Source organism: Mycolicibacterium rhodesiae (assembly GCF_002086695.1).
Classification (GTDB): Bacteria; Actinomycetota; Actinomycetes; order Mycobacteriales; family Mycobacteriaceae; genus Mycobacterium; species Mycobacterium rhodesiae.
Map to the genome: position 1 here is coordinate 17,218 of NZ_MVIH01000010.1, position 22,765 is coordinate 39,982.

The window sequence follows — 22,765 nt, forward strand, 5'->3', positions numbered from 1 at the left end:
TTTCCGCGGCGCTGCTACGGGCCGCGTTGCCGGTGACATCTCGATCACACACGTGATCGATCGATCAATACTGTGGCAGCGGGACGTGCCCGTATCACGGTCAGCGCATTCCGATCCGGATGTTCTTCACCTGGAGGAATTCGTGCAAGCCCTCCAGTCCGCCGGTGCGGCCGAACCCGCTCTGCTTGTAGCCGCCGTAGGGTCCTTGCGGGGACATGTCACTGAACTGGTTGACCCACACCGATCCGGACTCCATTCGCCGGGCCACACTGTGTGCGCGCACCAGATCCCGGGTGTGCACAAAGGCATTGAGGCCGTAGGCACTGTCGTTGGCGATTGCGACGGCCTCGTCGTCGTCACGGAATCGGATCACGGAAACCACCGGCCCGAACGTCTCGATCTGCGCCAGCTCCGACGCATTGTCGACATCGCCGAAAACCGTCGGCTCGATGTAGTACCCCGCCGCCAGGTCGCCGCCGATGCGGTTGCCGCCGGCCAGCAGCCGACCGCTCCCCTGCCCGACCGCATCATCGATCGTCGCGAGGATGCGCAGCAGGGCGCCTTCCCCGATCACCGGGCCAACGGTGACGGCACGATCCAGGGGGTCGCCGATCTTGGCTTCCGCGATACGCGTGAGGAAGGCCTCCACGAACTCGTCATAGACGCTGTCCTGCACCAGAATCCGGCTCGCGCAGGCACAGCTCTGCCCGGACTGCATCAGCGGGCCCTGGTGGGCGGCCAACGCGGCGGCGGCGGGGAGGTCGGCGTCGGAGAACACGAGGTTGGCGGATTTGCCGCCCAACTCGGCTACCACTGGTGTCAGATTCGTAGCGGCCGCGGCGATCACCTTGCGTGCGGTCTGACCACCGCCGGTGAAATGCACCTTGCGAACATCGGGGTGGCGGGCCAGAGCGTCACCACCGTCGGCTCCGGCGGGGACCACATTGACAAGGCCCGGCGGCAAGCCGGCCAGCAGACACAGTTCGCCGAAGCGTAGTGCCGCCAGGGGCGCCAGTTCCGATGGCTTGAAGACGACCCCATTCCCGGCGGCAAGTGCCGGGGCGACGGACGACGCCGCGACGGCCAGCGCGCCGTTCCATGGTGCGATGATTCCCACGACGCCGTAGGGCTCCCGCTCGATCAGGTTGATGTCGAACGAGCCGTTGACCGGCGTGCTGGTGCCGAGCGGTTTGTCGACATATCCGGCGTAGTGCCTAAGGAACCGCTCGAGCAGCATCGCCGTGCCGGCGTACGAGATCGGCACCGCGTAATCGCGCACATTGAGTTCGGCCAGTTCGTCGAGACGTTCGTGCACCAGGTCGGCCAGGTCGATCAGCAGATCGCGGCGTCGGTCCACCGTTAATGACACCCACGCCTGCTGCGCCCGCTTGGCGGCGGCCACGGCTCGGTCGATCTCCGGCGGGCCGGCCAGTGAGACAACCACATTGGGGCGCCCGGTGGCCGGGTAGATGTGTTGATGGGTGCCGGCCGAGGTGTCGGCGACGCGTTCGCCGCCGATTAACAACGCGGCCGGTGCGAGCGCACCGCTCACGACGAACTGGCTTCGTTGCGCCACTCGTCGAGCACACGTTGCTGTTGTTCACCGATGGCCTGGTTGAGGTGTGACGCCTTGGGCCAGCCGTAGTAGGCGGCGAAATGCAAAGCCAGCTCGTCCATCTCGTCGAACGAAAGATCGCGACTCTTCAGGGCGGCATACACGTGGCTGATGATCGGTACGACCGCGTCCTGGAACGCCACGCACGCCACCGTGATCAGCCGGCGCTCCTTCATGCCGAGCCCGGGGCGCAACCACATCTCCCCGAAGACGAAGTTGAGGATCCCCGCACCGGAGTACGGGTTGTCGCGAGTGGGCGCGAACGGGATACAGTTGATCTCCTTGAACGACTGCTCACCGACGACCAGCCGGATCTCGGGATCGCTTGGGGTGATCAACGGAAGCAGCGGGTCTGGCGGCGGCGGAGCCTGGCCGCGGTCACGGTGGATCCGCTCCCACTGCTCGTCGACCACCATGTTGAACCACGACGCTTTGGGCCAGCCGGCGTACACCGCGAAATGCAATACCGCTTCTCGCATTTCGGTGATCGACACATCGCCGCTGTTGAGCGCCGCGTACACGTGGTCACGCAACGGCGCCTCGGCATCCGCAGCCGCCACACACGCCAGCGTGACGAAGCGCCGGTCACGCCGGCTCAGCGCCGGGCGCGACCACACCTCGCCGTAGACGAAGTCGATCAGCCCGGTCGCAGCAGGCGAGTCGTCCTGCGGCGCAGCGAAGGTCATCACATCGGCGAATGCCCGTCGGCCACGCTCACGCCGGTCGGCGTCGATCATCGGATCGTCACCCCCGCGTCGACCTTGAGCTCGGTACCGGTCACGTAGCGGGATTCGTCCGAAACCAGATAGAGCACCGCATTGCTGATGTCGATCGCTTCGGCCATGACGATGGGCAGGGCATTCTGGAAGATCGGAGCAAGGTCGGGCCGGCCCTCTCGGAGCAGAGCATGGAGAGACGCGGGTTGCATGCCGGTCTCCACACCGGTCGGATGCACCGTATTGACTCGAACACTAACCGCGGCAAGCTCGTTGGCCAGCGCTCGGCTCAGCCCGACGACACCATGTTTGGCTGCTGTGTAGGGAAGGTGCAGCGGCGAGCCCTTGATCCCGGCCGCCGAGCTGATATTGACCAGGCTCCCACCGTGATCGACCAGGTGCGGCAGCGCCGCGGCGCAGGTATTCCATGTTCCGATGAGGTTGACGTCCACGACCGTGCGCCATTGTTCCGGCGTGGTGGTGTCCCAGGTCCCAGCCGTGAGCACGCCTGCGTTGGACACCGCCGCGTCCAGCCCGCCGAGCTGCTCGACACCGCAGTTGACCGCCTCCGCCAGCGCCGCGGCATCCCGGACGTCGACGACGTACCCCTCCGCGCGTCGGCCGTATTTCTCGACCAGCTGGACAGTCTCATCCAGCTCGTCCCGGGTCGCCAGCGGGTATTCCAACTCCGGCAACGACTCACAGATGTCCACCAGGATCAGGTCGGCACCCTCTTCGGCCAGCCGCACAGCATGGCTTCGGCCCATCCCGCGGGCAGCCCCGGTGACCAGGACCCGTTTACCGGCAACCCGCCCAATGTGTGTCACGAGGTTCCTAAAGTTTGTTGGTGAATCCGGCGTCGACGGGGAAGGTCACCCCGGTGACGTATTTGGCCTCATCGCTGACCAGGTAGGCGATCGCCGCGCTGATGTCTTCCGGTTCAAGGAGGTCCACCGGCATCGGGTTCTGCAGATGGGGTCCGCCGTCCGGGTAGTTCTCCAGGAACGCGGTCATCGCGGGGTTGACGGCCATCATGGTGCGTACCGCGGTGGGATGTACGGTATTGACCCGAATACTCTGCGGTGCAAGCGCATTGGACAACGTCCGCATCAGCCCGACGAGCCCGTGTTTGGAGGCTGCGTATCCCAGTCCGCCGCCTTGCAGTCCACCGAATCCCCGCAGTCCGGCCGTCGAGCTGGTGAATACGATCGAGCCGCCACGCCCGCCGGCGATCAGGTGCGGGATCGCAGCCTTCGCGGTGTGGAACGCGCCCACCAGGTTCACGTTGAGCACATCGGTCCACTGCTCGAGCTCTTCGTCGATCGTCAACTCGCGGAAGGCCATGGTGGCGATGCCCGCGTTGGCGCACACGATGTCGAGGCGGCCGAACTGCTCGACACCGGCATCAAGCGCTGCTTTCACAGCGTGGAAGTCGCGGACGTCGGCGACCGAAGCAATCATCTTGCCTCCCTTGGCTTCCACCAGCCCTACGGTCTCGTCGAGCTCCGCGCGACTGGCCATCGGGTAGCCGTTGGAGGGGATGTCGGCGCAGATGTCGATGCCGATGATGTCGGCGCCTTGCTCGGCGAGGCGAATCGCATGGCTGCGGCCCTGGCCACGAGCAACACCCGTGATGAACGCGACCTTGCCATCGAGAGATCCCACTTGTTCCACCTCTGCTCAGTAACCGTGTTACTGGGGTACAGTAACCGCGTTACTCGGCTACGGCAAGGGAATTCGTGGACAGGGCTGATAAGGCGATCAATACCGCGGTCGACGGCCGTGACCGCATCATCGACATCGTCGTCGAGATTCTCGAGACGCAGGGATACAACGCCGTTCAGCTGCGCGAGGTTGCCCGCCGCTCGCGCACCTCGCTCACCACGATCTACAAGCGCTACCCCACCCGCGACCACCTGATCCTCGCCGCACTCGAGTCATGGATGGATGAGCACCGGTACGCGGGCCTCAGCGTCCAGCACCATCATCCCGGCGAGTCGCTCTACGACGGATTGATGCGCGTGCTCGGCACCATCTTTGAGCCGTGGGAACGGCATCCCGAAATGCTCAAGGCCTACTACCGCTCCCGATCGGCCACCGGACGCGAACTCCTGCTGCATCGCGGCCTCGACAACGTCGTCCCCGCGGCGATGGAGGTGCTCGACGGCGTCGACGACGACTTCGTCGCCGATCTCGACACCGTCTTGACCACCGTCATTTTCGGCCTGTCCGGACGCTTCGCCGCCGGCGAGATCGCGATCACCGACATCCTGCCCACCATCGAGCGGACGGTCCGGTGGTTCACCACCGGCTACGAGGCGACCCGTCGGTAGCCGATCTGTGGCCCGTCGGCGGGCGCTACCGTCTTGGCATGGAATCCTTCAAGGCACTGCTGGCCCGCCAGGACGGCGATCAGATCACCGCGTCGATCGAGACACTCGACGCGTCCGAACTTCCGCCCGGCGACGTGACGATCCGGGTCGCCTATTCCAGCGTCAACTACAAGGACGCGCTCGCGCTGACCCCGCGCGGCGGAGTCGTCCGGGACTATCCGATCGTGCCAGGCATCGACCTCACCGGTGAAGTCGTGGAGTCCGGCTCCCCCGACTTCGCTGTCGGTGATCAGGTTCTGGCGCACGGCTACGCGATCGGCACCGGCCACCACGGCGGCTACGCCGAGTACGTCCGGCTGCCCGCCGACCAGGTTGTCGCGTTGGGCTCGCTGACACCACGGGAAGGCGCGGCGATCGGAACTGCAGGCTTCACCGCGGCGCTGAGCGTCGAGGCACTGATCGCCCATGGCATCACCCCCCAGGACGGCCCGATCGTCGTCACCGGCGCCACCGGGGGTGTCGGATCGGTCAGTGTGGACCTGCTGGCAGCCGCCGGGTATCAGGTGGTGGCTTCCACCGGCAAGGCCGAGGCAGCCGACCATCTCAAGGCCCTCGGCGCCGCGGACGTCATCGCACGCCTGCCCGAGGACCCCGACGCCAAGCCGCGCCCGCTGGGCAAGGCGCGCTGGGCGGGTGCCGTCGACTGCGTCGGCGGGGCCACCCTGGCCGATGTGATCAGCACTCTGGAGTACGGCGGCGCGGTGGCCGCCAGCGGGCTGACCGGCGGCCCGGCACTCAACACGACGGTGTTGCCGTTCATCCTGCGCGGGGTGTCATTGCTGGGTATCGATTCGGTGCTGTTGCCCATCGGCCCGCGCCGAGCGCTGTGGGAGCGTCTGGGCGGTGAGCGCAAGCCGCGCCACCTCGACGACGTGACCCACGAGGTCGACGTCAAGGACGTCATCGAGGTCATCGACCAGGTGCGGGCCGGCAAGTACTCCGGCCGCGCCGTGGTCCGGGTCGCCGGCGGCTTCTGAGCCCAACGACAAAGCGGGCCACCGGTTTTCACCGGTGGCCCGCTTGGTTGACTCGTTACCGCGTCACCCGATCAGGTGGCTGATCAGGTCGGGCTTCATCGCCTGAAGCTCGCGACCCCAGTAGGCCCAGTCATGTGTGCCGTTGTTGGGGAAGTTGAACACACCGTTCTTACCGCCCGCCGCGAGGTAGTTGTCGCGGAAGGTGATGTTGGTGCGGATGGTCAGCCCCTCGAGGAAGGTGGCAGGCAGATCACCGTGACCCAACTCGTTGGGTGTGCCGTTACCGCAGTAGATCCAGATGCGGGTGCCGTTGGCGACGATCGTGGGGATCTGCACCATCGGGTCGTTGCGCTTCCAGCCGCTGTTCGGGTCCTGCGTCGGGCCCCACATGTCGTTGGCCTTGAAACCGCCTGCGTCACCCATCGAGATGTTGATCAGGAACGGCCACGAACCTTCAGAGGGGTTCAGGAAGCCCGACATCGAACCGGCGTAGATGAACTGCTGCGGGTGATACACCGACAGGATCAGCGAGGCCGAGCCGGCCATCGACAGGCCGATCACTGCGCTACCGGTGGGCTTGACGTCCCGGTTCGCGGACAGCCATTGCGGCAGCTCCTGCGTCAGGAACGTCTCCCACTTGTAGGTCTGGCAACCGGTCTTGCTGCACGCCGGCGAGTACCAGTCGGCGTAGAAGCTGGACTGGCCACCGACCGGCATGACGATCGACAGGCCGGACTGGTAGTACCACTCGAACGCCTGGGTGTTGATGTCCCAGCCGTTGAAGTCGTCCTGCGCACGCAGGCCGTCGAGCAGGTAGACCGCCGGTGAGTTGGGGCCGCCACTCTGGAACTGCACCTTGATGTCGTGACCCATGGAGGGCGACGGAACCATCAGGTATTCCACCGGGAGCCCGGGACGGGAGAACGCGCTCGCCGTTGCCGATTCTCCGACCAGGCCGATCAGGCCGGGCAGAGCTGCCGCCACGACCGCAGCGACCGCAAATCGACGCGGCCAGCCGCGCACCTTGTCAAACAAGGACTTCACCAATCCACCCCAGCTTTCTATTACCCCGGTTCTCGGATTTCTGAGTCGAGTAAAACATGCCGTCTCGAACCTGTGAAAGTCCGCCACGTTACCCAACTCGTTGGTGGGGCTTGTCACCGGGTTAAACGAAAACTAATGTCACTTTTAGTTTTTCGCCTGCCCGTACCTCGACGCCGATCTCGGGAGATTGCATGGAATCCTTCACTCACCTGCGCAAAGGCACTACTCCGCGGCGGATCCACGCCGATCTCGAGGGCCTGAAGGACGATGAACTCGGCAGGGGTGGATTCACCGGGCGCACCGCCAACATGTACCGCCGTAACGATCCCACGACATTTCGCGCCAGCGGCCCGCTGCGTCCGCTCGACCTAGTCTCCAGTGAGCTCAAACCGAGCGACGCGACCGATCCTGCGGGCACTCCCCTGCTGCTGTTCTCCAATGACGACTGTCGCGTCTCTCTCAGCCGGCGCCAGGCAGCCATGCCGTTCTATGTGCGCTACGTCGACGGCGACCTGCTGAGCTTCGTCCACGAGGGCAGCGGCCGCCTGGAAACCGAGTTCGGCCCGCTGGACTACCGCACCGGCGACTGGATCTACATCCCGAAGGCCTGCACCTGGCGGCAGGTGCCCACCTCGGGGCAGGAGCGCAGCGACTCGGGGACAAACCCAGCGGACACCACCTGGCTGATGATCGAGGCCACCGACGAGTTCCGGGTGCCGCCCGCCGGCCCGCTGGGGCGGCACTGGCCCTTCGACCCGTCGCAGGCCGTCGTGCCAGAACCGGCGCCGATCGACGACGGCGACGGTCCCCACACCGACGGTGAGTACGAGGTGCGGCTGTATCACCGTCCGATCGACGGCGTCGAAACCACGACCCTGCGCTATCCGCACAACCCGATCGACGTCCAAGGCTGGCGCGGCGACAACTACGCCTTCACCTTCAACATCGAGGACTACAACGTCATCACCTCCGACAGCGTGCACCTGCCGCCGATGGTCCATCTGTTCATGGAGGCGACGGGTGTCTACGTCTGCAACTTCCTGCCGAAGCCGGCCGAATCGGTGCCCGGCACCGAGCGCACGCCCTGGTATCACCGCAACGTCGACTTCGACGAGATCGCCTTCTTCCACGGCGGCTCGCTCTACGGCATCCCGATGCCACCCGGACTGATCAGCCACGCCCCGCAGGGCGTGCACCACGGCGCACCGGAGAAAGCCCGCGAACGAGCCCGGCGCAAGTTCGACGATTTCACCAGCGTGGACTGGAAGGTCATCGCGATCGACACCCGGAAGCGACTGGTGCCGTCACCCGAAGTTCTCGCCAACGATCTGGGGCAACACTGATGGTCACTCCGGTCAAGCGCGCCTACGAGCGCATCCCGTATCTGATTGCGTACCAGAACACTTCAGCGGTCCGGGACGTCTACGGTGGAGTCGCGGAGCTGGTCGTGCTGGAGAGCTACCTGCTCAAGCCGACGACTCCCTCCGACACCGTGCTGGTCTTCATGCACCCGATCGGCGGCGGCGCGTATCTGCCGATGATCAACGCACTGGCGCGCGCCGGTCATCACGTCATCTACTGCAACAGCCGCTTCCGGGGCACCGACTCAGGGCTGCTGATGGAAAAGGTGGTCGAGGATCTCGGCGAATGCATCAAGGACGCCACGGGTCGGCTGGGCTACTCCAAAGTGGTCCTCGCGGGGTGGAGTGGCGGCGGCTCGCTGTCGGTGTTCTACCAGCAGCAGGCACAACACCCGACGATCACCGCCAGCCCGTCCGGTGACGGTCCCGATCTGACCAAGCTGGGCCTGCTGCCCGCCGACGGCATCATGCTGCTGGCCGCGCACATCAGCAGGCACGGCACGATGACCGAGTGGATGGACGCCTCCATCCTCGACGAGAACGACCCGACCAAGCGGGATCCCGAACTCGATCTGTACAACCCGGACAACCCCAATCAGCCGCCCTACACGCCGGAGTTCCTGGAGCGCTACCACCAGGCGCAGATCGCCCGCAACCGGCGAATCACCAAGTGGGTCAAAGAAAAACTGGCCGAACTCAAGGCCGGTGGACGGCCGGACGACGAATTCTGCTTCGTCGTGCACGGCACCATGGCCGACCCGCGTTGGCTCGACCCGACCGTCGACCCCAATGAGCGCGCCCCCGGCACCTGCTATCTGGGCGACCCGCAGGTGGTCAACATGAGCCCTGTCGGGCTGGCACGGTTCTGCACCCTGCGCAGCTGGCTGTCACAGTGGAGCTATGACGACGCCAACGGTGACGCCGTGAAAGCGGGCCCGGACATCGCGGTGCCGGCACTGGTCATCGGCAATCTCGCCGACGACGCCTGCACGCCCAGCCACACCCGCCGGCTGTTCGAGGCCATCGGGCATCCGGACAAGGAGATGCACGAGATCCCCGGCGCCAACCACTACTACTCCGGGCCGGACCAGAAGGAGACGCTGCGCCAGGCTGTCGGGATCGTCACCGATTGGCTGGTACGACACGACTTCGCGACGGCGGACTGATGGCGCGAGCAGACACAAAATCGCCCTTTTTCGCCCAAAATCATAGGAGTTTGTGTCTGCTCGCGGTGGAAAGGTGCGCTCTATGACCACTGGTCCCCTGGACGGCATCCGGGTCATCGAGGTCGGCACCCTGATCTCGGGGCCGTTCGCCGGGCGACTGCTCGGCGACATGGGCGCCGAGGTGATCAAGATCGAACCGCCGGGCGCTCCCGACCCGCTGCGTACCTGGGGTCAGGCCGAGTTGGACGGCCACCACTTCTTTTGGACGGTGCACGCGCGCAACAAGAAGGCCATCACCCTCAACCTGCGGGAAGCCCGGGGCCGCCTACTGTTCCTCGATCTGGTCGCGAAGTCCGACATCATTGTCGAGAACTTCCGACCAGGCACGCTGGAGAAGTGGGGCCTCGGTTACGACGTTCTGCGCGAACGCAATCCGGGCATCATCCTGGTTCGGGTGTCCGGCTACGGGCAGACCGGTCCGGAGTCGGCGAAGGCCGGTTACGCGTCGGTCGCCGAGGCGGCCAGCGGGTTGCGGCACATGAACGGCTTTCCCGGCGGGCCACCGCCGCGCCTGGCGCTGTCGCTCGGTGACAGCCTCGCCGGGATGTTCGCCGCGCAGGGCGCGCTGGCCGCGCTGTACCGGCGGACCGTCACCGGTGAGGGGCAGATCGTCGACGCGGCGCTGACCGAATCGTGCTTGGCCGTGCAGGAGTCGACGATCCCCGACTACGACGTCGGTGGGGTTGTCCGCGGACCGTCGGGCACCCGACTGGAGGGCATCGCGCCGTCGAACATCTACCGCAGCGCCGACGGCAGCTGGGTGGTGATCGCCGCCAACCAGGACACCGTCTTCCGCCGATTGTGCGCAGCCATGGGCCGGCCCGAACTGGCCCAGGACGACCGGTTCGCCAATCATGTTGCGCGAGGCCGCAATCAGGACGAGCTCGACGCGATCATCGGCGACTGGGCGGCAGCCCGCGAGCCCGCCGACATCATCGAGACGCTGAGTGAAGCGGGCGTCATCAGCGGACCGATCAACACCGTCGCCGAGGTCGTCACCGATCCGCAGCTCCTGTCGCGCGGCATGATCGCCGATCACTGGGACGAGCGCATCGGGCGCAATGTGAAGGGCCCGGGCGTGGTTCCGGTGTTGTCGGAGTCCCCCGGCACCATCCGATCCGCGGGCTCCTCGCGCCCGGGACAGCACAACTCTGAGGTGTACGGTGAACTTCTGGGCCTGCGGTCCGACGAGATCGCTGAGTTGGAGTCCCAGGGAGTGCTATGAGCGAGCTGCCCGGCCACGTGACGATCCGCGAGGTCGCCCTGCGCGACGGCCTGCAGATCGAAGATCCGATTCCGTTGTCCGCCAAGCTCGAACTACTCGCGGCGATCGCCGCCACCGGAGTACGGGAAGTGGAGGCAACGGCCTTCGTATCCCCGTCGAAGGTGCCCGCCCTGGCCGACGCGCCGGAGCTGGCCGCCCACCTCGGCGACTACCCCGACATCGAATTCTCCGCCCTGGTGGCCAGTCCGAACGGCGCCAAGCGGGCCATCGCCGCCGGGCTGCGTTCCGTTGAATACGTGGTGTCGGCGGCCGACGCCCACAGTCGAGCCAACGTCGGCCGCAGCAGCGCGGACGCCACCGCGCAGATCGCCGACATCGTCGCCATCGCCCACGACTCGGGAGTCAGCGTCGAGGTCATCATCGCCACCGCGTGGGACTGCCCCTTCGACGGCCCGACCCCGCCGCAGCGCGTCCTCGACATCGTCGACGCCGCGTGCGAATTCGGTGCGGACCGGCTGGCCATCGCCGACACCATCGGCACCACCACGCCCGGGCGCGTCACCGCCCTGATGAATCAGGTGCGGCCCCGCATCGGTGACCTGCCGCTCGGTGCCCACTTCCACAACACCCGCGGCGCCGGGTTGGCCAGCGCGTACGCGGCGGTCGCCGCCGGCGTGACGCGGCTCGACTCGTCGGTGGGCGGGCTGGGTGGCTGCCCGTTCGCACCGGGGGCGAGCGGCAACATCGCCACCGAGGATCTCGTATATCTGCTGCGGGACAGCGGAATCGGCGTCGACATCGACCTGCCTGCGGCGATCAACGCGGCAGCCGTCGCGAAATCGGTGGTCGGCCACGACCTGCCCAGTGCGCTGCTGCGCGCCGGCGACCGGATCATGAGCTGAGCTGACACCGCGCCTCATGGAATCGACCCGGGTGGATCGCTGGCTGTGGGCGGTCAGGCTGACGAAGACCCGCCCGGATGCCGCCGCGGCGTGCCGAGGCGGGCACGTCCGGGTGAACGACCGGTTGGCCAAACCCTCGACGACGGTCTCCCCCGGTGACGAGGTGCGCGCACGCATCGGCGACACGACGAGGATTGTCGAGGTCGTCCGGGTGATCGCCAAACGGGTTGGGGCTGCCGACGCCGTCACCTGCTACCTGGACCGCACGCCCAAGCCGCCCACTGTTCCCGTCGTGCCGGTGGCCGCGCGTGATCGCGGAGCCGGCCGGCCGACCAAACGGGACCGTCGAGCGCTCGACAAGTGGCGTGCGAGCCAGTGGTGAGCTGAGGAGTCGCGTTACTTGCTGAGGGTGAACTGGCAGACGTCGGTGTAGCGGTTGCGGAACAGGTCCGCGCACCCGGTCAGGTACTTCATGTAGCGGTCGTAGACCTCTTCGGACTGGATCGCGATCGCCTCATCGCGGCGCGCCTCGAGTGCGGCCGCCCACAGGTCGAGGGTCTTCGCGTAGTGCTGTTCCAGCGATTGGACGAGATCGGTTGTGAAGCCGGCCTTTCCGGCCAGGTCCTTGACGATCTCGCGGGTCGGCAGATGGCCGCCGGGGAAGATCTCCACTGAGATGAACTTGAAGAACCGCAACAGACTCATCGTGATGGGCAGCCCACGTGCCTCCATCTCGGCCCGCGGGATCTGCATGATGGAGTGCAGCATCATCACGCCGTCGTCGGGCAGGACGTCATAGGCGAAGTCGAAGAACGCGTTGTAGCGGTCCGCCCCGAAGTGCTCGAAGGCGCCGATCGACACGATCCGATCCACCGGCTCGTCGAACTGCTCCCAGCCGCACAGCAGGACGCGGCGGCTGCGCGTCGTGTCCATCTCGGCGAACGCGCGTTCGGCGTGAGCCTGCTGATTGCGGCTCAGGGTCAGCCCGACGACGTTGACGTCATACTTCTCGATCGCACGGCGCATCGTGGCGCCCCAGCCACAGCCGACGTCCAGGAGTGTCATCCCGGGCTCCAGCCCAAGCTTGCCCAGCGACAGATCGATCTTCGCGAGCTGCGCCTCCTGCAGCGTCAGATCGTCGCGCTCGAAGTAGGCGCAGCTGTAGGTCTGCGTCGGATCGAGGAAGAGCCGGAAGAAGTCGTCGGACAGGTCGTAGTGCGACTGAACGTCCTCGAAGTGCGGCTTCAAGTGTGATGTGGTGCTTGCAGGATGTGACAAGGAAAGGCCTTTGACTTTTCGGCTGACATTCGCGCAGCTCCAATTGCTCAAGAGCCTCCCCGACCGCTTATAAGGGTACGCAACGATGTCAAGCCGTCGTTGCCAGGAATGGTGTCCAAGCAGGTCAGATCGGGAATCGAAGCTCGCGACAAGTCTTGCCAACCGTCGAAACGAAAAGTAACGTCAGCTTTAGTTTCCCACAGAAAGCACGGGGGCCAGCCATGGAACCGTCCCGCCGTTCGCGCAAGGCGGACGGGGCCGCCGACGGCCCGCGCGAACTGAGCTCCAAAGGGCGCCAAACCCGCAAGGCCATCGAGGACGCCGCCCGAACGCTCTTTGCCGAACGGGGGTTCCACGGCACCACTCTGGTCGACATCACGTCGGCGGCGGGCAGATCGCCTGCGGTGTTCTACCGCTACTACGACGACAAAGAAGACCTGTTGGCCGCGTTGGCCGGTTCGTTTCTGCACGACGTCGTGCTCCCGTCCGGCCTGCGACTACATCTGCCCGAATCGCCGGACGACACCCGCTTTTTCGTCACCGTCGTCAGCGCCTACTGGGACATGTTCAAGCAGAGCATCGGCGTCATGGTCGCGGTTGACCAACTCGCCGCCACCGAACCCAGGTTCGCCGCGCTGCAGAACCAGTTCCGTCAATTCGGAATCGACATCGTCGCGGCGTCGGTCCTGCGCGCCCAGGAACACGGATATGCAGCCGGCCTGCAACCCGAGCACACCGCGTTGGCGATCGCGTTGCTGTTCGAACAGTTCACCACCGTGTGCCTACGTCCCGACAGCGCAGGCCTGGGTCTGCGACTGTCGGACGACGACGCCGTCACAACGCTGTCCACCATTTGGAAGAAAACGCTCTACGGTTATTGATTGATAGGAGATCAGCGTGGATTTCGCTCTGCCCGAACACCTTACGACGCTACTGGCCGAGATGGACGAGTTCATCGAGACCGAGATCAAGCCGCTGGAGCGCGAACACATCCAGTACTTCGATCAGCGTCGCGAGTTCGCCCGCACCGACGTCGAGAACGGCGGTATCCCCCGCCGCGAGTGGGAGGATCTGCTCGACGAGATGCGCAGGCGAGCCGACAAGGCCGGCTGGTTGCGGTACGGGCTGCCGTCGAAGTTCGGCGGCCGGGACGGCACCAATCTCGATATGGCTGTGATTCGGGAACACCTGGCGCACAAGGGACTCGGCCTACACAACGATCTGCAGGACGAGTCCTCGATCGTCGGAAATTTTCCGCAGGTCATCATGATGGACCGGTTCGGCACCGACGACCAGAAGAGCGAATGGATCGAGGCGATGCTGACCGGCACGCGGTCCATGGCGTTCGGACTCACCGAACCGGACCACGGCTCGGACGCCACCTGGCTGGAGACCCGGGCGGTTCGAGACGGCGACGGCTGGGTGATCAACGGCAACAAGCGGTGGAACACCGGTGTGCATCGGGCCACCCATGACCTGGTGTTCGCACGCACCTCGGGCGAGGCCGGACAGGCGCGCGGCATCACCGCGTTCCTGGTGCCTTGCGACGCCGACGGATTCGAGGTGCCGTACTACTGGTGGACGTTCAACATGCCGACCGACCACGCCGAAGTCGTCCTGCGTGACGTGCGGATCCCCGCCGATGCCGTGCTCGGCGAGGTGGACCACGGCCTGGAGGTGGCCCAGACCTTCTTGCACGAGAACAGGATTCGGCAGGCGGCGAGCAGCCTCGGCGCCGCCCAGTACTGCATCGACCGCGCCGTCGACTACGCAGGCAAGCGGGTGACGTTCGGCAAGCCGCTGGCGGTCAACCAGGCCGTGCAGTGGCCGCTGGTGGAGCTGCAGACCGAGGCTCAGATGGTGCGGCTGCTGGTCCGCTATGCGGCCACCGAGCTCGACCGCAACCATCACCTCGAGGTGTCCGACAAGGTATCGATGGCCAACTACCGCGCCAACCGGCTGGTGTGCGAGGCGGCCGATCGCGCCATGCAGGTTCACGGCGGAGTCGGCTACAGCCGCCACGAACCGTTCGAGCACATCTACCGACACCACCGCCGTTACCGAATCACAGAGGGTGCCGAGGAGATCCAGATGCGTCGCGTAGCCCAACGGATGTTCAAGTTCGGCAAGCCGGCTCGCTGACGTGACCGCCGAAACGCTGGCCGCGGATCTGGCCGATGTGTTGCGTCCGCTGCTCGGTCCTCAGACCGATGTGGACAACCTGCGCGCGCTGACCGGCGGGGCCAGCCGTACCACCTGGGCGTTCGACGCGGTGACCGGATCGCAACGCCGCGCACTGATTCTGCGCACCGGGCCGCCCGATGACGTCCACGCCGGAATGGAACTGGAGGCGGCAGTCCAGGCGGCGGCCGCAGAGGCAGGCGCGCCGGTGCCCGACATCCTGGTCGCCTCCGATTCGGTTGAGGCGCTGGGCAATCCGTTCCTGGTATGCGGTGAGATCGCCGGGGAGACCATCGTCCGACGCATCCAGCGCCAGCTCGACGATGACGGCCGGGCGAAGCTGCTTCGGCAGTGCGCGCAGGCGCTGGCAGCGATTCATCGCGCTGCCGCCGACGCCCCCGGGCTGACCGAGCAGGACCAGATGGCGGAGTGGCACCAGCGTCTCGACGAAATGGGCGACACCACAGCGACATTCGAGTGGGCATTTCGATGGTTGGCGGCCCACCGGCCGCCGCCGTCGCCCCTGCGGCTTGTGCACGGCGATTTCCGGATGGGCAACCTGATCGTCGACGGGTCGGACCTGGCGGCCGTACTGGATTGGGAACTGGTCCACATCGGCGAGATCTACGAAGACCTGGCGTGGTTCTGCATTCGAGCGTGGCGGTTCGGCGCCCCGTCGAGCATGGCGGCCGGCGGCTTGGGCAGCATCGACGAATTCGTCGCGGCCTACGAGCAGGCGGGCGGCGCGACCGTCGACCGCGCGACGTTGCGGTGGTGGCTGGTGCTGGCCACCCTGCGCTGGGGAGTGATCTGCCGTTTCCAGGCCGAACGACACCTCAGCGGCCAGACCCGGTCGGTCGAGCTCGCCGCGATCGGCCGTCGGGTGTGCGAGACCGAGTGGGATGTGCTCGACCTACTGGAGGGTGCCTCGTGACCGGACTCAATGGGCGGCCCACGGCCGCCGAACTCGTTGCCGCCGTCGCCGAATTCCTCGCCGGCGACGTGCGGTCCAACACCACCGGGTCGGTCAACTTCCACGCCCTCGTCGCCGTGAACGTACTGCGCACTGTGGAACGCGAGTTGCTCGACGAGACCGCAGGCGAACCGCAGGCCGCGCTCGAGGGGCTCGGCTACCCCGACGAGAACGCACTGGCCGCGGCCATCCGCGCCGGGGACCTCGACGGCCGCGATGACGACGTCATGAGCTGCCTTCGCGCCGTGGTCAAACACCGGCTGGCCATTGCCCACCCCGGATACGACTCCCCCGAAGCAGGTTCGCCGTCATGACCACCGACAGCCACATCCTGCAGGCGGCCGACCGGCTGTTCGCCGCGATCACGCAGGGCGATGTCGCCGCGGTGGCGGCGCTGTGGGCCGACGATGTCACCGTCTGGCACACCGGCGATGAGCGAGACAGCGACAAGGCGCGCGCGCTCAAGGTGATCCGCTGGTACGTCGGCGCCACCACCTACCGGCACTACGACGTGCTCGACCGGCAGGTGTTCGACGGCGGCTTCGTCCAGCAGCACATTCTGCGATGCACCACTACCCGTGGTGAAGAGGTGGCCTTGCGGGTATGCCTGATCGTGAAAGTCGGAGACGACGGCCTCATCCGGCGTATCGACGAATACCTGGACCCCGCCGACCTGGCACCGCTGCTGTCCTGAGAGAAGGCAGATCACATGTCCGCACTGCACGCGTTACTGAACGATCCCGGGGCTGCCGGGGTGTGGCAATTGGTTCCCGCGCGATCCTCGGTGCGGTTCAAGAACAAGACGTTCTGGGGGTTGGCCACCGTCACGGGCACATTCGGCGATGTGAGCGGCACCGGGCAGGTCGACGCGAACGGCGCGGTGTCGGGCCGGCTGGAGATCGGTGCGTCGTCGCTGAAGACGGGCATCGGAAAACGTGACGAGCATCTGCGCTCGGCCGACTTCTTCGATGTCGAGAACCATCCCGAGATCCGCGTCGAGGTGACCGGTCTGACACCGACCGGTGCGGACACGGCCGATCTCACCGCCACGCTCACCGTGCGAGGGGCCAGCACCCCGCTGCCACTGTCTGTCACGATCACCCCGCTCGGCGACGGGTCTGTGCAGCTGACCACGACGGCGGCGGTCGACCGCACCGCGCTGGGTGTCAGCGGCAACATGATCGGGATGATGCCCGCGACCACCACGCTGCTGGCCGACGTCGTCTTCGCCAAAGGGTGACCTCGGCGCGCATTCGTTGCCCAGCGAACGTTTCCGCGCCGAAATCGCAGATGCGGCAGTAGCATCGGCTGCGTGTCTCGCCCGGGCGCACAGCCCCTCCACGTGCTGGTCTACAGCAGCAATGCGCGCACTCGCGATGAGGTGCGCCTGGCGTTGGGCAAGCGGGTCCACCCCGAACTCCCGGATCTCACCTACACCGACGTGGCGACCGGACCGATGGTGATCCAGCTGATGGACGCCGGCGGATTCGATCTGGTGATCCTCGACGGTGAGGCGGCTCCCGTCGGCGGGATGGGCATTGCCAAACAACTCAAAGACGAGATCGACGACTGCCCGCCGGTGCTGGTACTGACCGGCCGATCCGACGATGCGTGGCTGGCCAACTGGTCGCGCGCCGAGGCAGCGGTGCCTCACCCGATCGACCCGGTGCGACTCGGCGAGGCGGTCGTAGGTTTGCTGCGCACAACCGTGCAGTGACTGAAACGCCAAATACGCTGTCGCCCTTGCCCTCTCGACCGGAGATGGGCCGCGCTCAGCTATTCAAGCCATCCTAACGAAATCGCGACAGCGAGTCTCAAGATCGCTAGGCTGTGTCGTAGCTCACATCTCCAGCCCAGCGAGGAGTGACACAGCTCTATGAATTTGTATCTGCCCATCCTGGTGTTGGGTGTCATCGCGGCCGCGTTCGCGATCGTGTCGGTGGTGATCGCCTTGGTGATCGGTCCGCGGCGGTTCAACCGAGCCAAACTCGAGGCATACGAGTGCGGGATCGAACCGGTGGCCGGAGAGCAGCCCGGCCAGCGATTCCCGATCAAGTACTACCTGACGGCGATGTTGTTCATCGTCTTCGACATCGAGATCGTGTTCTTGTATCCGTGGGCGGTGTCCTTCGATTCGTTGGGGACGTTCGCGCTGGTGGAGATGCTGATCTTCATGGCGACGGTGTTCGTCGCGTACGGGTACGTGTGGCGTCGGGGCGGCCTGGAATGGGACTAGAGGAGGCGCTGCCGGGCGGCATTCTGCTGTCGACGGTGGAAAAGGTCGCCGGGTTCGTTCGCAAGGGGTCGTTGTGGCCGGCGACGTTCGGACTGGCGTGTTGCGCCATCGAGATGATGGCGACGGCGGGTCCGCGGTTCGATATCGCGCGGTTTGGCATGGAGCGGTTTTCCGCCACTCCCCGGCAGGCCGATCTGATGATCGTGGCAGGCCGGGTGTCGCAGAAGATGGCGCCGGTGCTGCGTCAGGTCTATGACCAGATGGCCGAACCCAAGTGGGTGCTGGCCATGGGGGTGTGCGCCTCCAGCGGCGGCATGTTCAACAACTACGCGGTGGTCCAAGGGGTGGACCACGTGGTGCCGGTCGACATCTATCTCCCCGGGTGCCCGCCGCGTCCGGAGATGTTGTTGAACGCGATTCTTGCGTTGCACGCCAAGATCGCCGAGATGCCGTTGGGGGTGCATCGCGCCGAGGCCGTCGCCGCCGCCGAAAAGGCCGCACTGGCCGCGCCGACCACCTTGGAACTCAAGGGTCTGCTGCGGTGAGCGATCAAGACCGGAGCGACCCGGCGACAGACGGTGGCGGTGAGGTCATCGGCGTGCGCCGGGGCATGTTCGGCATCAACGGCAGCGGTGACACCTCGGGATACGGCCGACTCGTTCGCGAAGTCGCCTTGCCCGGCAGCACGCCGCGACCCTACGGTGGCTATTTCGACGACATCGTCGACCGGCTGGCCGAGGTACTGGGCGATGACGCGTTCGGTGCGGCCATGGAGCGCGTCGTCGTATTTCGTAATCAGCTCACCCTCGAAGTCCGCCGCGACCACCTGCTGACCGTCGCGCAGACGTTACGCGACGACGAACGGTTGCGCTTCGAATTGTGTTGTGGCGTTTCGGGAGTGCACTACCCGCAGGATGCCGGCCGGGAGCTGCACGCGTTCTACCCGCTGCTGTCGATCACGCACAATCGGCGGGTGCAGGTCGAGGTGGCATGCCCCGACTCCGATCCCCATATGCCGTCGCTGTTTTCGGTGTATCCGACGGTCGACTGGCATGAGCGTGAAACGTATGACTTCTTCGGCATCGTCTTCGACGATCATCCCGGTCTGACCCGGATCGAGATGCCCGATGACTGGGTTGGCCACCCGCAGCGCAAGGACTACCCGCTGGGCGGTGTGCCGGTCGAATACCACGGCGCCCAGATTCCGCCGCCCGACGAACGCAGGTCGTATCACTGATGACCGCCGACGAGAACGTGATAGTCCTGGGCGGCCAGGACTGGGAGGAAATCGTCGCCGCCGCCCGCCAGGGTGAGGCCGGCGAACGCATCGTGGTGAACATGGGTCCGCAGCACCCCTCCACCCACGGGGTGTTGCGGCTGATCCTGGAGATCGAGGGCGAAACGGTCACCCAGGCGCGCTGCGGGATCGGCTATCTGCACACCGGGATCGAGAAGAACCTGGAGTACCGCACCTGGACACAGGGCGTCACCTTCGTCACCCGAATGGATTACCTGTCACCGTTTTTCAACGAGACCGCCTACTGCCTAGGCGTAGAACAGCTGCTGGACATCACCGACCAGATCCCGGAGCGCGCCAGCGTGGTCCGGGTGATGATGATGGAACTCAACCGCATCTCAAGCCATTTGGTGGCATTGGCGACCGGCGGTATGGAGCTCGGCGCAATGACACCGATGTTCTTCGGCTTCCGCGAGCGGGAGCTGATCCTGTCGGTGTTCGAGGCGATCACCGGGTTGCGGATGAACAACGCATACATCCGCCCCGGCGGGCTGGCCACCGACCTCCCCGACGACGGACCGCAACGGGTGCGCGATCTGCTCAAGATCCTGCCGGGGCGGCTACGCGAGCTCGAAGACCTGCTGACCCAGAACTACATCTGGAAGGCCCGCACCCAGGGTATCGGCTATTTGGATCTGACCGGCTGCATGGCGCTGGGCATGACCGGACCGGTATTGCGCTCCACGGGACTGCCGCACGATCTGCGCAAGACCCAACCCTATTGCGGCTACGAGAATTACAACTTCGACGTCATCACCGATACCGGCGCGGACTGTTACGGCCGCTATCTGATCCGGGTGGGCGAGATGCACGAGTCTCTCAAGATCGTCGCCCAGTGTCTGGAACGGCTGGAGCCGGGTCCGGTGATGATCACCGACAAGAAGCTGGCGTGGCCCGCCGATCTTCAGCTCGGACCCGACGGTCTCGGGAACTCCCCCGCTCATATCGCCAAGATCATGGGCACCTCCATGGAAGGGCTCATCCACCACTTCAAACTCGTCACCGAAGGTATCCGGGTCCCGGCCGGCCAGGTGTACGTAGCGGTGGAATCCCCTCGCGGCGAGTTGGGGGTGCACATGGTGTCCGACGGCGGCACCCGCCCATACCGGGTGCACTACCGCGACCCGTCGTTCACCAATCTGCAAGCGGTGGCAGCGATGTGCGAAGGCGGCATGGTCGCCGACGTCATCGCCGCCGTCGCGTCCATCGACCCGGTGATGGGAGGTGTCGATAGATGAGCGTCGACCTGGTGTTGGGTCCGAGGCCCGACGAGCCCGGCCCACCGATCAACGGGCGCAGCGCCTACCCCGCCGCCGTGACCGAGCGCCTTGGCGCCGACGCGGCGCAGATCATCGCCCGCTACCCGCAGGCCCGGTCCGCGCTGCTGCCGCTGCTCCACCTGGTCCAGTCCGAGGACGGCTACCTCACCGGAGCCGGAATCTCCTTCTGCGCCGGACAACTCGGGCTGACCGAGGCCGAGGTGACCGCCGTGGCGACGTTCTACTCGATGTACCGCCGCACCCCGACCGGCGACTACCTGGTCGGCGTGTGCACCAACACCCTGTGCGCCATCATGGGCGGCGACGCCATCCTGGACACCTTGGAGACCGAGCTCGGCGTCCACGCCGGAGACACCACCGCCGACGGGCGTATCACCCTCGAGCACATCGAATGCAATGCCGCCTGCGACTACGCCCCCGTGATCATGGTCAACTGGGAATTCTTCGACAACCAAACCCCAGCCAGCGCACGGCAACTCGTCGACGAGATCCGGGCAGGCCGGCCACCCCAGGCCACTCGGGGATCGCGGGTGTGTTCGTTCCGCGACACCGCGCGAACCCTGGCCGGGCTGCCCGGCGGGGTCGACTCGGATGGTGGCGCGCCCGGTGACGCGACCTTGGCAGGCCTTCGGGTGGCCCGCGAGTTGGGCATGACGGCCCCTCCGGTCGGAGAAAGCGAGGGGCGATGACGCCCGCCACGCCGCTCACGCCGGTCCTCAGCCGATTCTGGGACGAGCCCGAACCGTGGACGCTGGAAACCTATCTGCGCCACGACGGCTACCAGGCCCTGCGGACGGCACTGGGCATGAAGCCCGACGACGTGATCGCCACAGTCAAGGAATCCGGGTTGCGCGGCCGCGGCGGGGCGGGGTTCCCGACGGGCACCAAGTGGTCGTTCATCCCGCAGGATGCCACCGGTGCCGGGGCCAAGCCGAAGTACCTGGTGGTCAACGCCGACGAGTCGGAACCCGGTACGTGTAAAGACATTCCGCTGATGCTGACCACGCCTCATTTCCTGGTCGAGGGTGCGATCATCGCCGCCTATGCCATCCGGGCTCGGCACGCGTTCATCTATGTGCGCGGGGAGGTCGTGCCGGTGCTGCGTCGGCTGCAGGCCGCGGTGGCCGAGGCGTACCAGGCGGGCTACCTCGGTACCGACATCGCGGGTTCGGGATTCGATCTGGACCTGATCGTGCATGCCGGCGCCGGGGCTTACATCTGCGGTGAGGAAACCGCCCTGCTGGACTCACTGGAGGGCCGTCGTGGCCAACCCCGCCTGCGCCCGCCGTTCCCGGCCGTCGCGGGCTTGTACGCCTGCCCGACGGTGGTCAACAACGTCGAATCGATCGCCAGCGTGCCACCCATCCTGCGCAACGGGGTGGACTGGTTCAAGGAGATGGGTTCGGAGAAATCGCCTGGCTTCACGTTGTATTCGCTGTCGGGGCACGTGACCAATCCCGGTCAGTACGAGGCCCCGCTGGGGATCACCCTGCGCGAGTTGCTCGAGTACGCCGGCGGAGTCCGCGCCGGCCACGAGTTGAAGTTCTGGACCCCGGGCGGGTCGTCGACCCCGCTGTTGACAGCCGAACATCTCGACGTGCCGCTGGATTACGAAGGCATGGCGTCGGTCGGCTCGATGCTGGGCACCAAGGCGCTGCAGATCTTCGACGAGACCACCTGCGTGGTGCGGGCGGTACGGCGCTGGACCGAGTTCTACGCCCACGAATCCTGCGGCAAGTGCACGCCATGCCGGGAGGGCACTTACTGGCTCAGTCAGATCTATGAGCGGCTGGAGACCGGCCGCGGGACCGAGGACGACATCGGCAAGCTGCTCGACATCTCGGACACCATTTTCGGAAAGTCGTTCTGCGCGTTGGGCGATGGCGCCGCATCGCCGATCATCTCGTCGATCAGGCATTTCCGCGACGAGTACGAGGCGCATCTGGGCGGCAACTGCCCGTTCGACCCGTACGCCTCGATGCTCGCCGCACCGGAAGGGGTGGGAGCGTGACGGTTTCTCTCGCGAGCAGACACAAAATCCCCCGACACGCCGATGGAAAG

26 protein-coding genes are annotated in these 22,765 nt (G+C 66.0%); 20 read left to right on the forward strand and 6 right to left on the reverse strand.

Features of this window, described 5'->3' with window-relative positions:
* Nucleotides 1–100: 100 nt before the first annotated feature.
* Genes BST42_RS19525 through BST42_RS19540 form a run of 4 tightly spaced genes read right to left on the reverse strand, consistent with a single transcriptional unit; the run spans nucleotide 101 to nucleotide 3,996 of the window.
* Nucleotides 101–1,552 (reverse strand): aldehyde dehydrogenase family protein, encoded by a 1,452-nt coding sequence (locus BST42_RS19525; protein ID WP_083121123.1) that lies wholly within the window; start codon nucleotides 1,550–1,552, stop codon nucleotides 101–103.
* Nucleotides 1,549–2,352 carry a carboxymuconolactone decarboxylase family protein gene (locus BST42_RS19530; protein WP_083120973.1) on the reverse strand — a complete coding sequence of 268 codons (804 nt, stop codon included), beginning with the start codon at nucleotides 2,350–2,352 and terminating at the stop codon, nucleotides 1,549–1,551. The genes BST42_RS19525 and BST42_RS19530 overlap by 4 nt, the downstream gene beginning before the upstream one ends.
* Nucleotides 2,349–3,149 carry a mycofactocin-coupled SDR family oxidoreductase gene (locus tag BST42_RS19535; RefSeq protein ID WP_083121122.1) on the reverse strand — a complete coding sequence of 267 codons (801 nt, stop codon included), beginning with the start codon at nucleotides 3,147–3,149 and terminating at the stop codon, nucleotides 2,349–2,351. The genes BST42_RS19530 and BST42_RS19535 overlap by 4 nt, the downstream gene beginning before the upstream one ends.
* A gap of 16 nt (nucleotides 3,150–3,165) precedes the next feature.
* Nucleotides 3,166–3,996, reverse strand: a complete 831-nt coding sequence (locus BST42_RS19540) for a mycofactocin-coupled SDR family oxidoreductase (protein ID WP_083120974.1) — start codon at nucleotides 3,994–3,996, stop codon at nucleotides 3,166–3,168.
* A gap of 74 nt (nucleotides 3,997–4,070) precedes the next feature.
* On the opposite strand from BST42_RS19540, the gene BST42_RS19545 reads away from it, so the two are divergent.
* A complete protein-coding gene (locus tag BST42_RS19545) occupies nucleotides 4,071–4,664 on the forward strand; it encodes a TetR/AcrR family transcriptional regulator (protein WP_083120975.1) in 594 nt (197 codons plus the stop codon).
* Between the two features lie 38 nt (nucleotides 4,665–4,702).
* Nucleotides 4,703–5,701 carry an oxidoreductase gene (locus tag BST42_RS19550; protein WP_083120976.1) on the forward strand — a complete coding sequence of 333 codons (999 nt, stop codon included), beginning with the start codon at nucleotides 4,703–4,705 and terminating at the stop codon, nucleotides 5,699–5,701.
* Between the two features lie 63 nt (nucleotides 5,702–5,764).
* On the opposite strand, the gene BST42_RS19555 is transcribed toward BST42_RS19550, so the two are convergent.
* Nucleotides 5,765–6,745, reverse strand: coding sequence for an esterase family protein (locus tag BST42_RS19555; RefSeq protein ID WP_083120977.1), 981 nt, complete (start codon nucleotides 6,743–6,745; stop codon nucleotides 5,765–5,767).
* A gap of 191 nt (nucleotides 6,746–6,936) precedes the next feature.
* Here BST42_RS19555 and BST42_RS19560 point away from each other — a divergent pair, with 191 nt between their 5' ends.
* The 5 genes from BST42_RS19560 to BST42_RS19580 all read left to right on the forward strand — a co-directional run bounded on the left by BST42_RS19560 (nucleotide 6,937) and on the right by BST42_RS19580 (nucleotide 11,841).
* Complete coding sequence (locus BST42_RS19560) at nucleotides 6,937–8,088, forward strand: homogentisate 1,2-dioxygenase (protein ID WP_083120978.1); 1,152 nt, start codon at nucleotides 6,937–6,939, stop codon at nucleotides 8,086–8,088.
* A complete protein-coding gene (locus tag BST42_RS19565; protein WP_083120979.1) occupies nucleotides 8,088–9,272 on the forward strand; it encodes an alpha/beta hydrolase family protein in 1,185 nt (394 codons plus the stop codon). Before BST42_RS19560 ends, BST42_RS19565 begins: the two co-directional genes overlap by 1 nt.
* An 82-nt stretch (nucleotides 9,273–9,354) precedes the next feature.
* On the forward strand, nucleotides 9,355–10,557 hold the full coding sequence (locus BST42_RS19570) for a CaiB/BaiF CoA transferase family protein (protein ID WP_083120980.1): 1,203 nt from the start codon (nucleotides 9,355–9,357) through the stop codon (nucleotides 10,555–10,557).
* Nucleotides 10,554–11,459 (forward strand): hydroxymethylglutaryl-CoA lyase, encoded by a 906-nt coding sequence (locus BST42_RS19575; protein ID WP_083120981.1) that lies wholly within the window; start codon nucleotides 10,554–10,556, stop codon nucleotides 11,457–11,459. The genes BST42_RS19570 and BST42_RS19575 overlap by 4 nt, the downstream gene beginning before the upstream one ends.
* Nucleotides 11,460–11,475: 16 nt before the next feature.
* The gene (locus BST42_RS19580; protein WP_083120982.1) at nucleotides 11,476–11,841 is read left to right on the forward strand and encodes an Hsp15 family ribosome-associated heat shock protein; all 366 of its coding nucleotides are present in this window, start codon (nucleotides 11,476–11,478) and stop codon (nucleotides 11,839–11,841) included.
* 14 nt (nucleotides 11,842–11,855) lie between these two features.
* Here the strand turns inward: BST42_RS19580 and BST42_RS19585 are convergent, their stop codons facing one another.
* Nucleotides 11,856–12,707, reverse strand: a complete 852-nt coding sequence (locus BST42_RS19585) for a cyclopropane mycolic acid synthase family methyltransferase (protein WP_110918682.1) — start codon at nucleotides 12,705–12,707, stop codon at nucleotides 11,856–11,858.
* A 251-nt stretch (nucleotides 12,708–12,958) separates the two neighbouring features.
* Here BST42_RS19585 and BST42_RS19590 point away from each other — a divergent pair, with 251 nt between their 5' ends.
* The 13 genes from BST42_RS19590 (at nucleotide 12,959) to nuoF (ending at nucleotide 22,715) form a co-directional block, all read left to right on the forward strand.
* Nucleotides 12,959–13,618 carry a TetR/AcrR family transcriptional regulator gene (locus BST42_RS19590; protein WP_083120984.1) on the forward strand — a complete coding sequence of 220 codons (660 nt, stop codon included), beginning with the start codon at nucleotides 12,959–12,961 and terminating at the stop codon, nucleotides 13,616–13,618.
* Nucleotides 13,619–13,634: 16 nt separating this feature from the next.
* Nucleotides 13,635–14,879: an acyl-CoA dehydrogenase family protein gene (locus BST42_RS19595; RefSeq protein WP_083120985.1), complete on the forward strand. Its 1,245-nt coding sequence runs from the start codon at nucleotides 13,635–13,637 to the stop codon at nucleotides 14,877–14,879.
* A gap of 1 nt (nucleotide 14,880) precedes the next feature.
* Nucleotides 14,881–15,852, forward strand: coding sequence for a phosphotransferase family protein (locus tag BST42_RS19600; protein ID WP_083120986.1), 972 nt, complete (start codon nucleotides 14,881–14,883; stop codon nucleotides 15,850–15,852).
* Nucleotides 15,849–16,205, forward strand: coding sequence for a DUF6285 domain-containing protein (locus tag BST42_RS19605; protein ID WP_083120987.1), 357 nt, complete (start codon nucleotides 15,849–15,851; stop codon nucleotides 16,203–16,205). Before BST42_RS19600 ends, BST42_RS19605 begins: the two co-directional genes overlap by 4 nt.
* A complete protein-coding gene (locus BST42_RS19610; protein ID WP_083120988.1) occupies nucleotides 16,202–16,585 on the forward strand; it encodes a nuclear transport factor 2 family protein in 384 nt (127 codons plus the stop codon). Before BST42_RS19605 ends, BST42_RS19610 begins: the two co-directional genes overlap by 4 nt.
* A gap of 15 nt (nucleotides 16,586–16,600) precedes the next feature.
* Nucleotides 16,601–17,131 (forward strand): YceI family protein, encoded by a 531-nt coding sequence (locus BST42_RS19615; RefSeq protein ID WP_083120989.1) that lies wholly within the window; start codon nucleotides 16,601–16,603, stop codon nucleotides 17,129–17,131.
* Between the two features lie 72 nt (nucleotides 17,132–17,203).
* Nucleotides 17,204–17,608: an Rv3143 family two-component system response regulator gene (locus tag BST42_RS19620; protein ID WP_036339911.1), complete on the forward strand. Its 405-nt coding sequence runs from the start codon at nucleotides 17,204–17,206 to the stop codon at nucleotides 17,606–17,608.
* A gap of 159 nt (nucleotides 17,609–17,767) precedes the next feature.
* A complete protein-coding gene (locus tag BST42_RS19625) occupies nucleotides 17,768–18,127 on the forward strand; it encodes an NADH-quinone oxidoreductase subunit A (protein ID WP_083120990.1) in 360 nt (119 codons plus the stop codon).
* Nucleotides 18,118–18,672: a NuoB/complex I 20 kDa subunit family protein gene (locus BST42_RS19630; RefSeq protein WP_083120991.1), complete on the forward strand. Its 555-nt coding sequence runs from the start codon at nucleotides 18,118–18,120 to the stop codon at nucleotides 18,670–18,672. The genes BST42_RS19625 and BST42_RS19630 overlap by 10 nt, the downstream gene beginning before the upstream one ends.
* Nucleotides 18,669–19,364, forward strand: coding sequence for an NADH-quinone oxidoreductase subunit C (locus BST42_RS19635; RefSeq protein ID WP_083120992.1), 696 nt, complete (start codon nucleotides 18,669–18,671; stop codon nucleotides 19,362–19,364). The genes BST42_RS19630 and BST42_RS19635 overlap by 4 nt, the downstream gene beginning before the upstream one ends.
* Nucleotides 19,364–20,662, forward strand: a complete 1,299-nt coding sequence (gene nuoD / locus BST42_RS19640; RefSeq protein ID WP_083120993.1) for an NADH dehydrogenase (quinone) subunit D — start codon at nucleotides 19,364–19,366, stop codon at nucleotides 20,660–20,662. Before BST42_RS19635 ends, nuoD begins: the two co-directional genes overlap by 1 nt.
* The gene (nuoE, locus tag BST42_RS19645) at nucleotides 20,659–21,393 is read left to right on the forward strand and encodes an NADH-quinone oxidoreductase subunit NuoE (RefSeq protein ID WP_083120994.1); all 735 of its coding nucleotides are present in this window, start codon (nucleotides 20,659–20,661) and stop codon (nucleotides 21,391–21,393) included. Before nuoD ends, nuoE begins: the two co-directional genes overlap by 4 nt.
* On the forward strand, nucleotides 21,390–22,715 hold the full coding sequence (nuoF, locus tag BST42_RS19650) for an NADH-quinone oxidoreductase subunit NuoF (RefSeq protein WP_083120995.1): 1,326 nt from the start codon (nucleotides 21,390–21,392) through the stop codon (nucleotides 22,713–22,715). Before nuoE ends, nuoF begins: the two co-directional genes overlap by 4 nt.
* Nucleotides 22,716–22,765 lie beyond the last annotated feature (50 nt).

Bases quoted from the DNA above. Each gene is read 5' to 3' on its own strand.
- BST42_RS19590 (WP_083120984.1), top strand. From the start codon at position 12,959: ATGGAACCGTCCCGCCGTTCGCGCAAGGCGGACGGGGCCGCCGACGGC.
- BST42_RS19625 (WP_083120990.1), top strand. From the start codon at position 17,768: ATGAATTTGTATCTGCCCATCCTGGTGTTGGGTGTCATCGCGGCCGCG.
- BST42_RS19615 (WP_083120989.1), top strand. From the start codon at position 16,601: ATGTCCGCACTGCACGCGTTACTGAACGATCCCGGGGCTGCCGGGGTG.
- nuoD (WP_083120993.1), top strand. From the start codon at position 19,364: ATGACCGCCGACGAGAACGTGATAGTCCTGGGCGGCCAGGACTGGGAG.
- BST42_RS19610 (WP_083120988.1), top strand. From the start codon at position 16,202: ATGACCACCGACAGCCACATCCTGCAGGCGGCCGACCGGCTGTTCGCC.
- BST42_RS19580 (WP_083120982.1), top strand. From the start codon at position 11,476: ATGGAATCGACCCGGGTGGATCGCTGGCTGTGGGCGGTCAGGCTGACG.
- nuoF (WP_083120995.1), top strand. From the start codon at position 21,390: ATGACGCCCGCCACGCCGCTCACGCCGGTCCTCAGCCGATTCTGGGAC.
- BST42_RS19565 (WP_083120979.1), top strand. From the start codon at position 8,088: ATGGTCACTCCGGTCAAGCGCGCCTACGAGCGCATCCCGTATCTGATT.
- BST42_RS19630 (WP_083120991.1), top strand. From the start codon at position 18,118: ATGGGACTAGAGGAGGCGCTGCCGGGCGGCATTCTGCTGTCGACGGTG.
- BST42_RS19575 (WP_083120981.1), top strand. From the start codon at position 10,554: ATGAGCGAGCTGCCCGGCCACGTGACGATCCGCGAGGTCGCCCTGCGC.
- BST42_RS19550 (WP_083120976.1), top strand. From the start codon at position 4,703: ATGGAATCCTTCAAGGCACTGCTGGCCCGCCAGGACGGCGATCAGATC.
- BST42_RS19560 (WP_083120978.1), top strand. From the start codon at position 6,937: ATGGAATCCTTCACTCACCTGCGCAAAGGCACTACTCCGCGGCGGATC.
- BST42_RS19570 (WP_083120980.1), top strand. From the start codon at position 9,355: ATGACCACTGGTCCCCTGGACGGCATCCGGGTCATCGAGGTCGGCACC.
- nuoE (WP_083120994.1), top strand. From the start codon at position 20,659: ATGAGCGTCGACCTGGTGTTGGGTCCGAGGCCCGACGAGCCCGGCCCA.
- BST42_RS19530 (WP_083120973.1), bottom strand. From the start codon at position 2,352: ATGATCGACGCCGACCGGCGTGAGCGTGGCCGACGGGCATTCGCCGAT.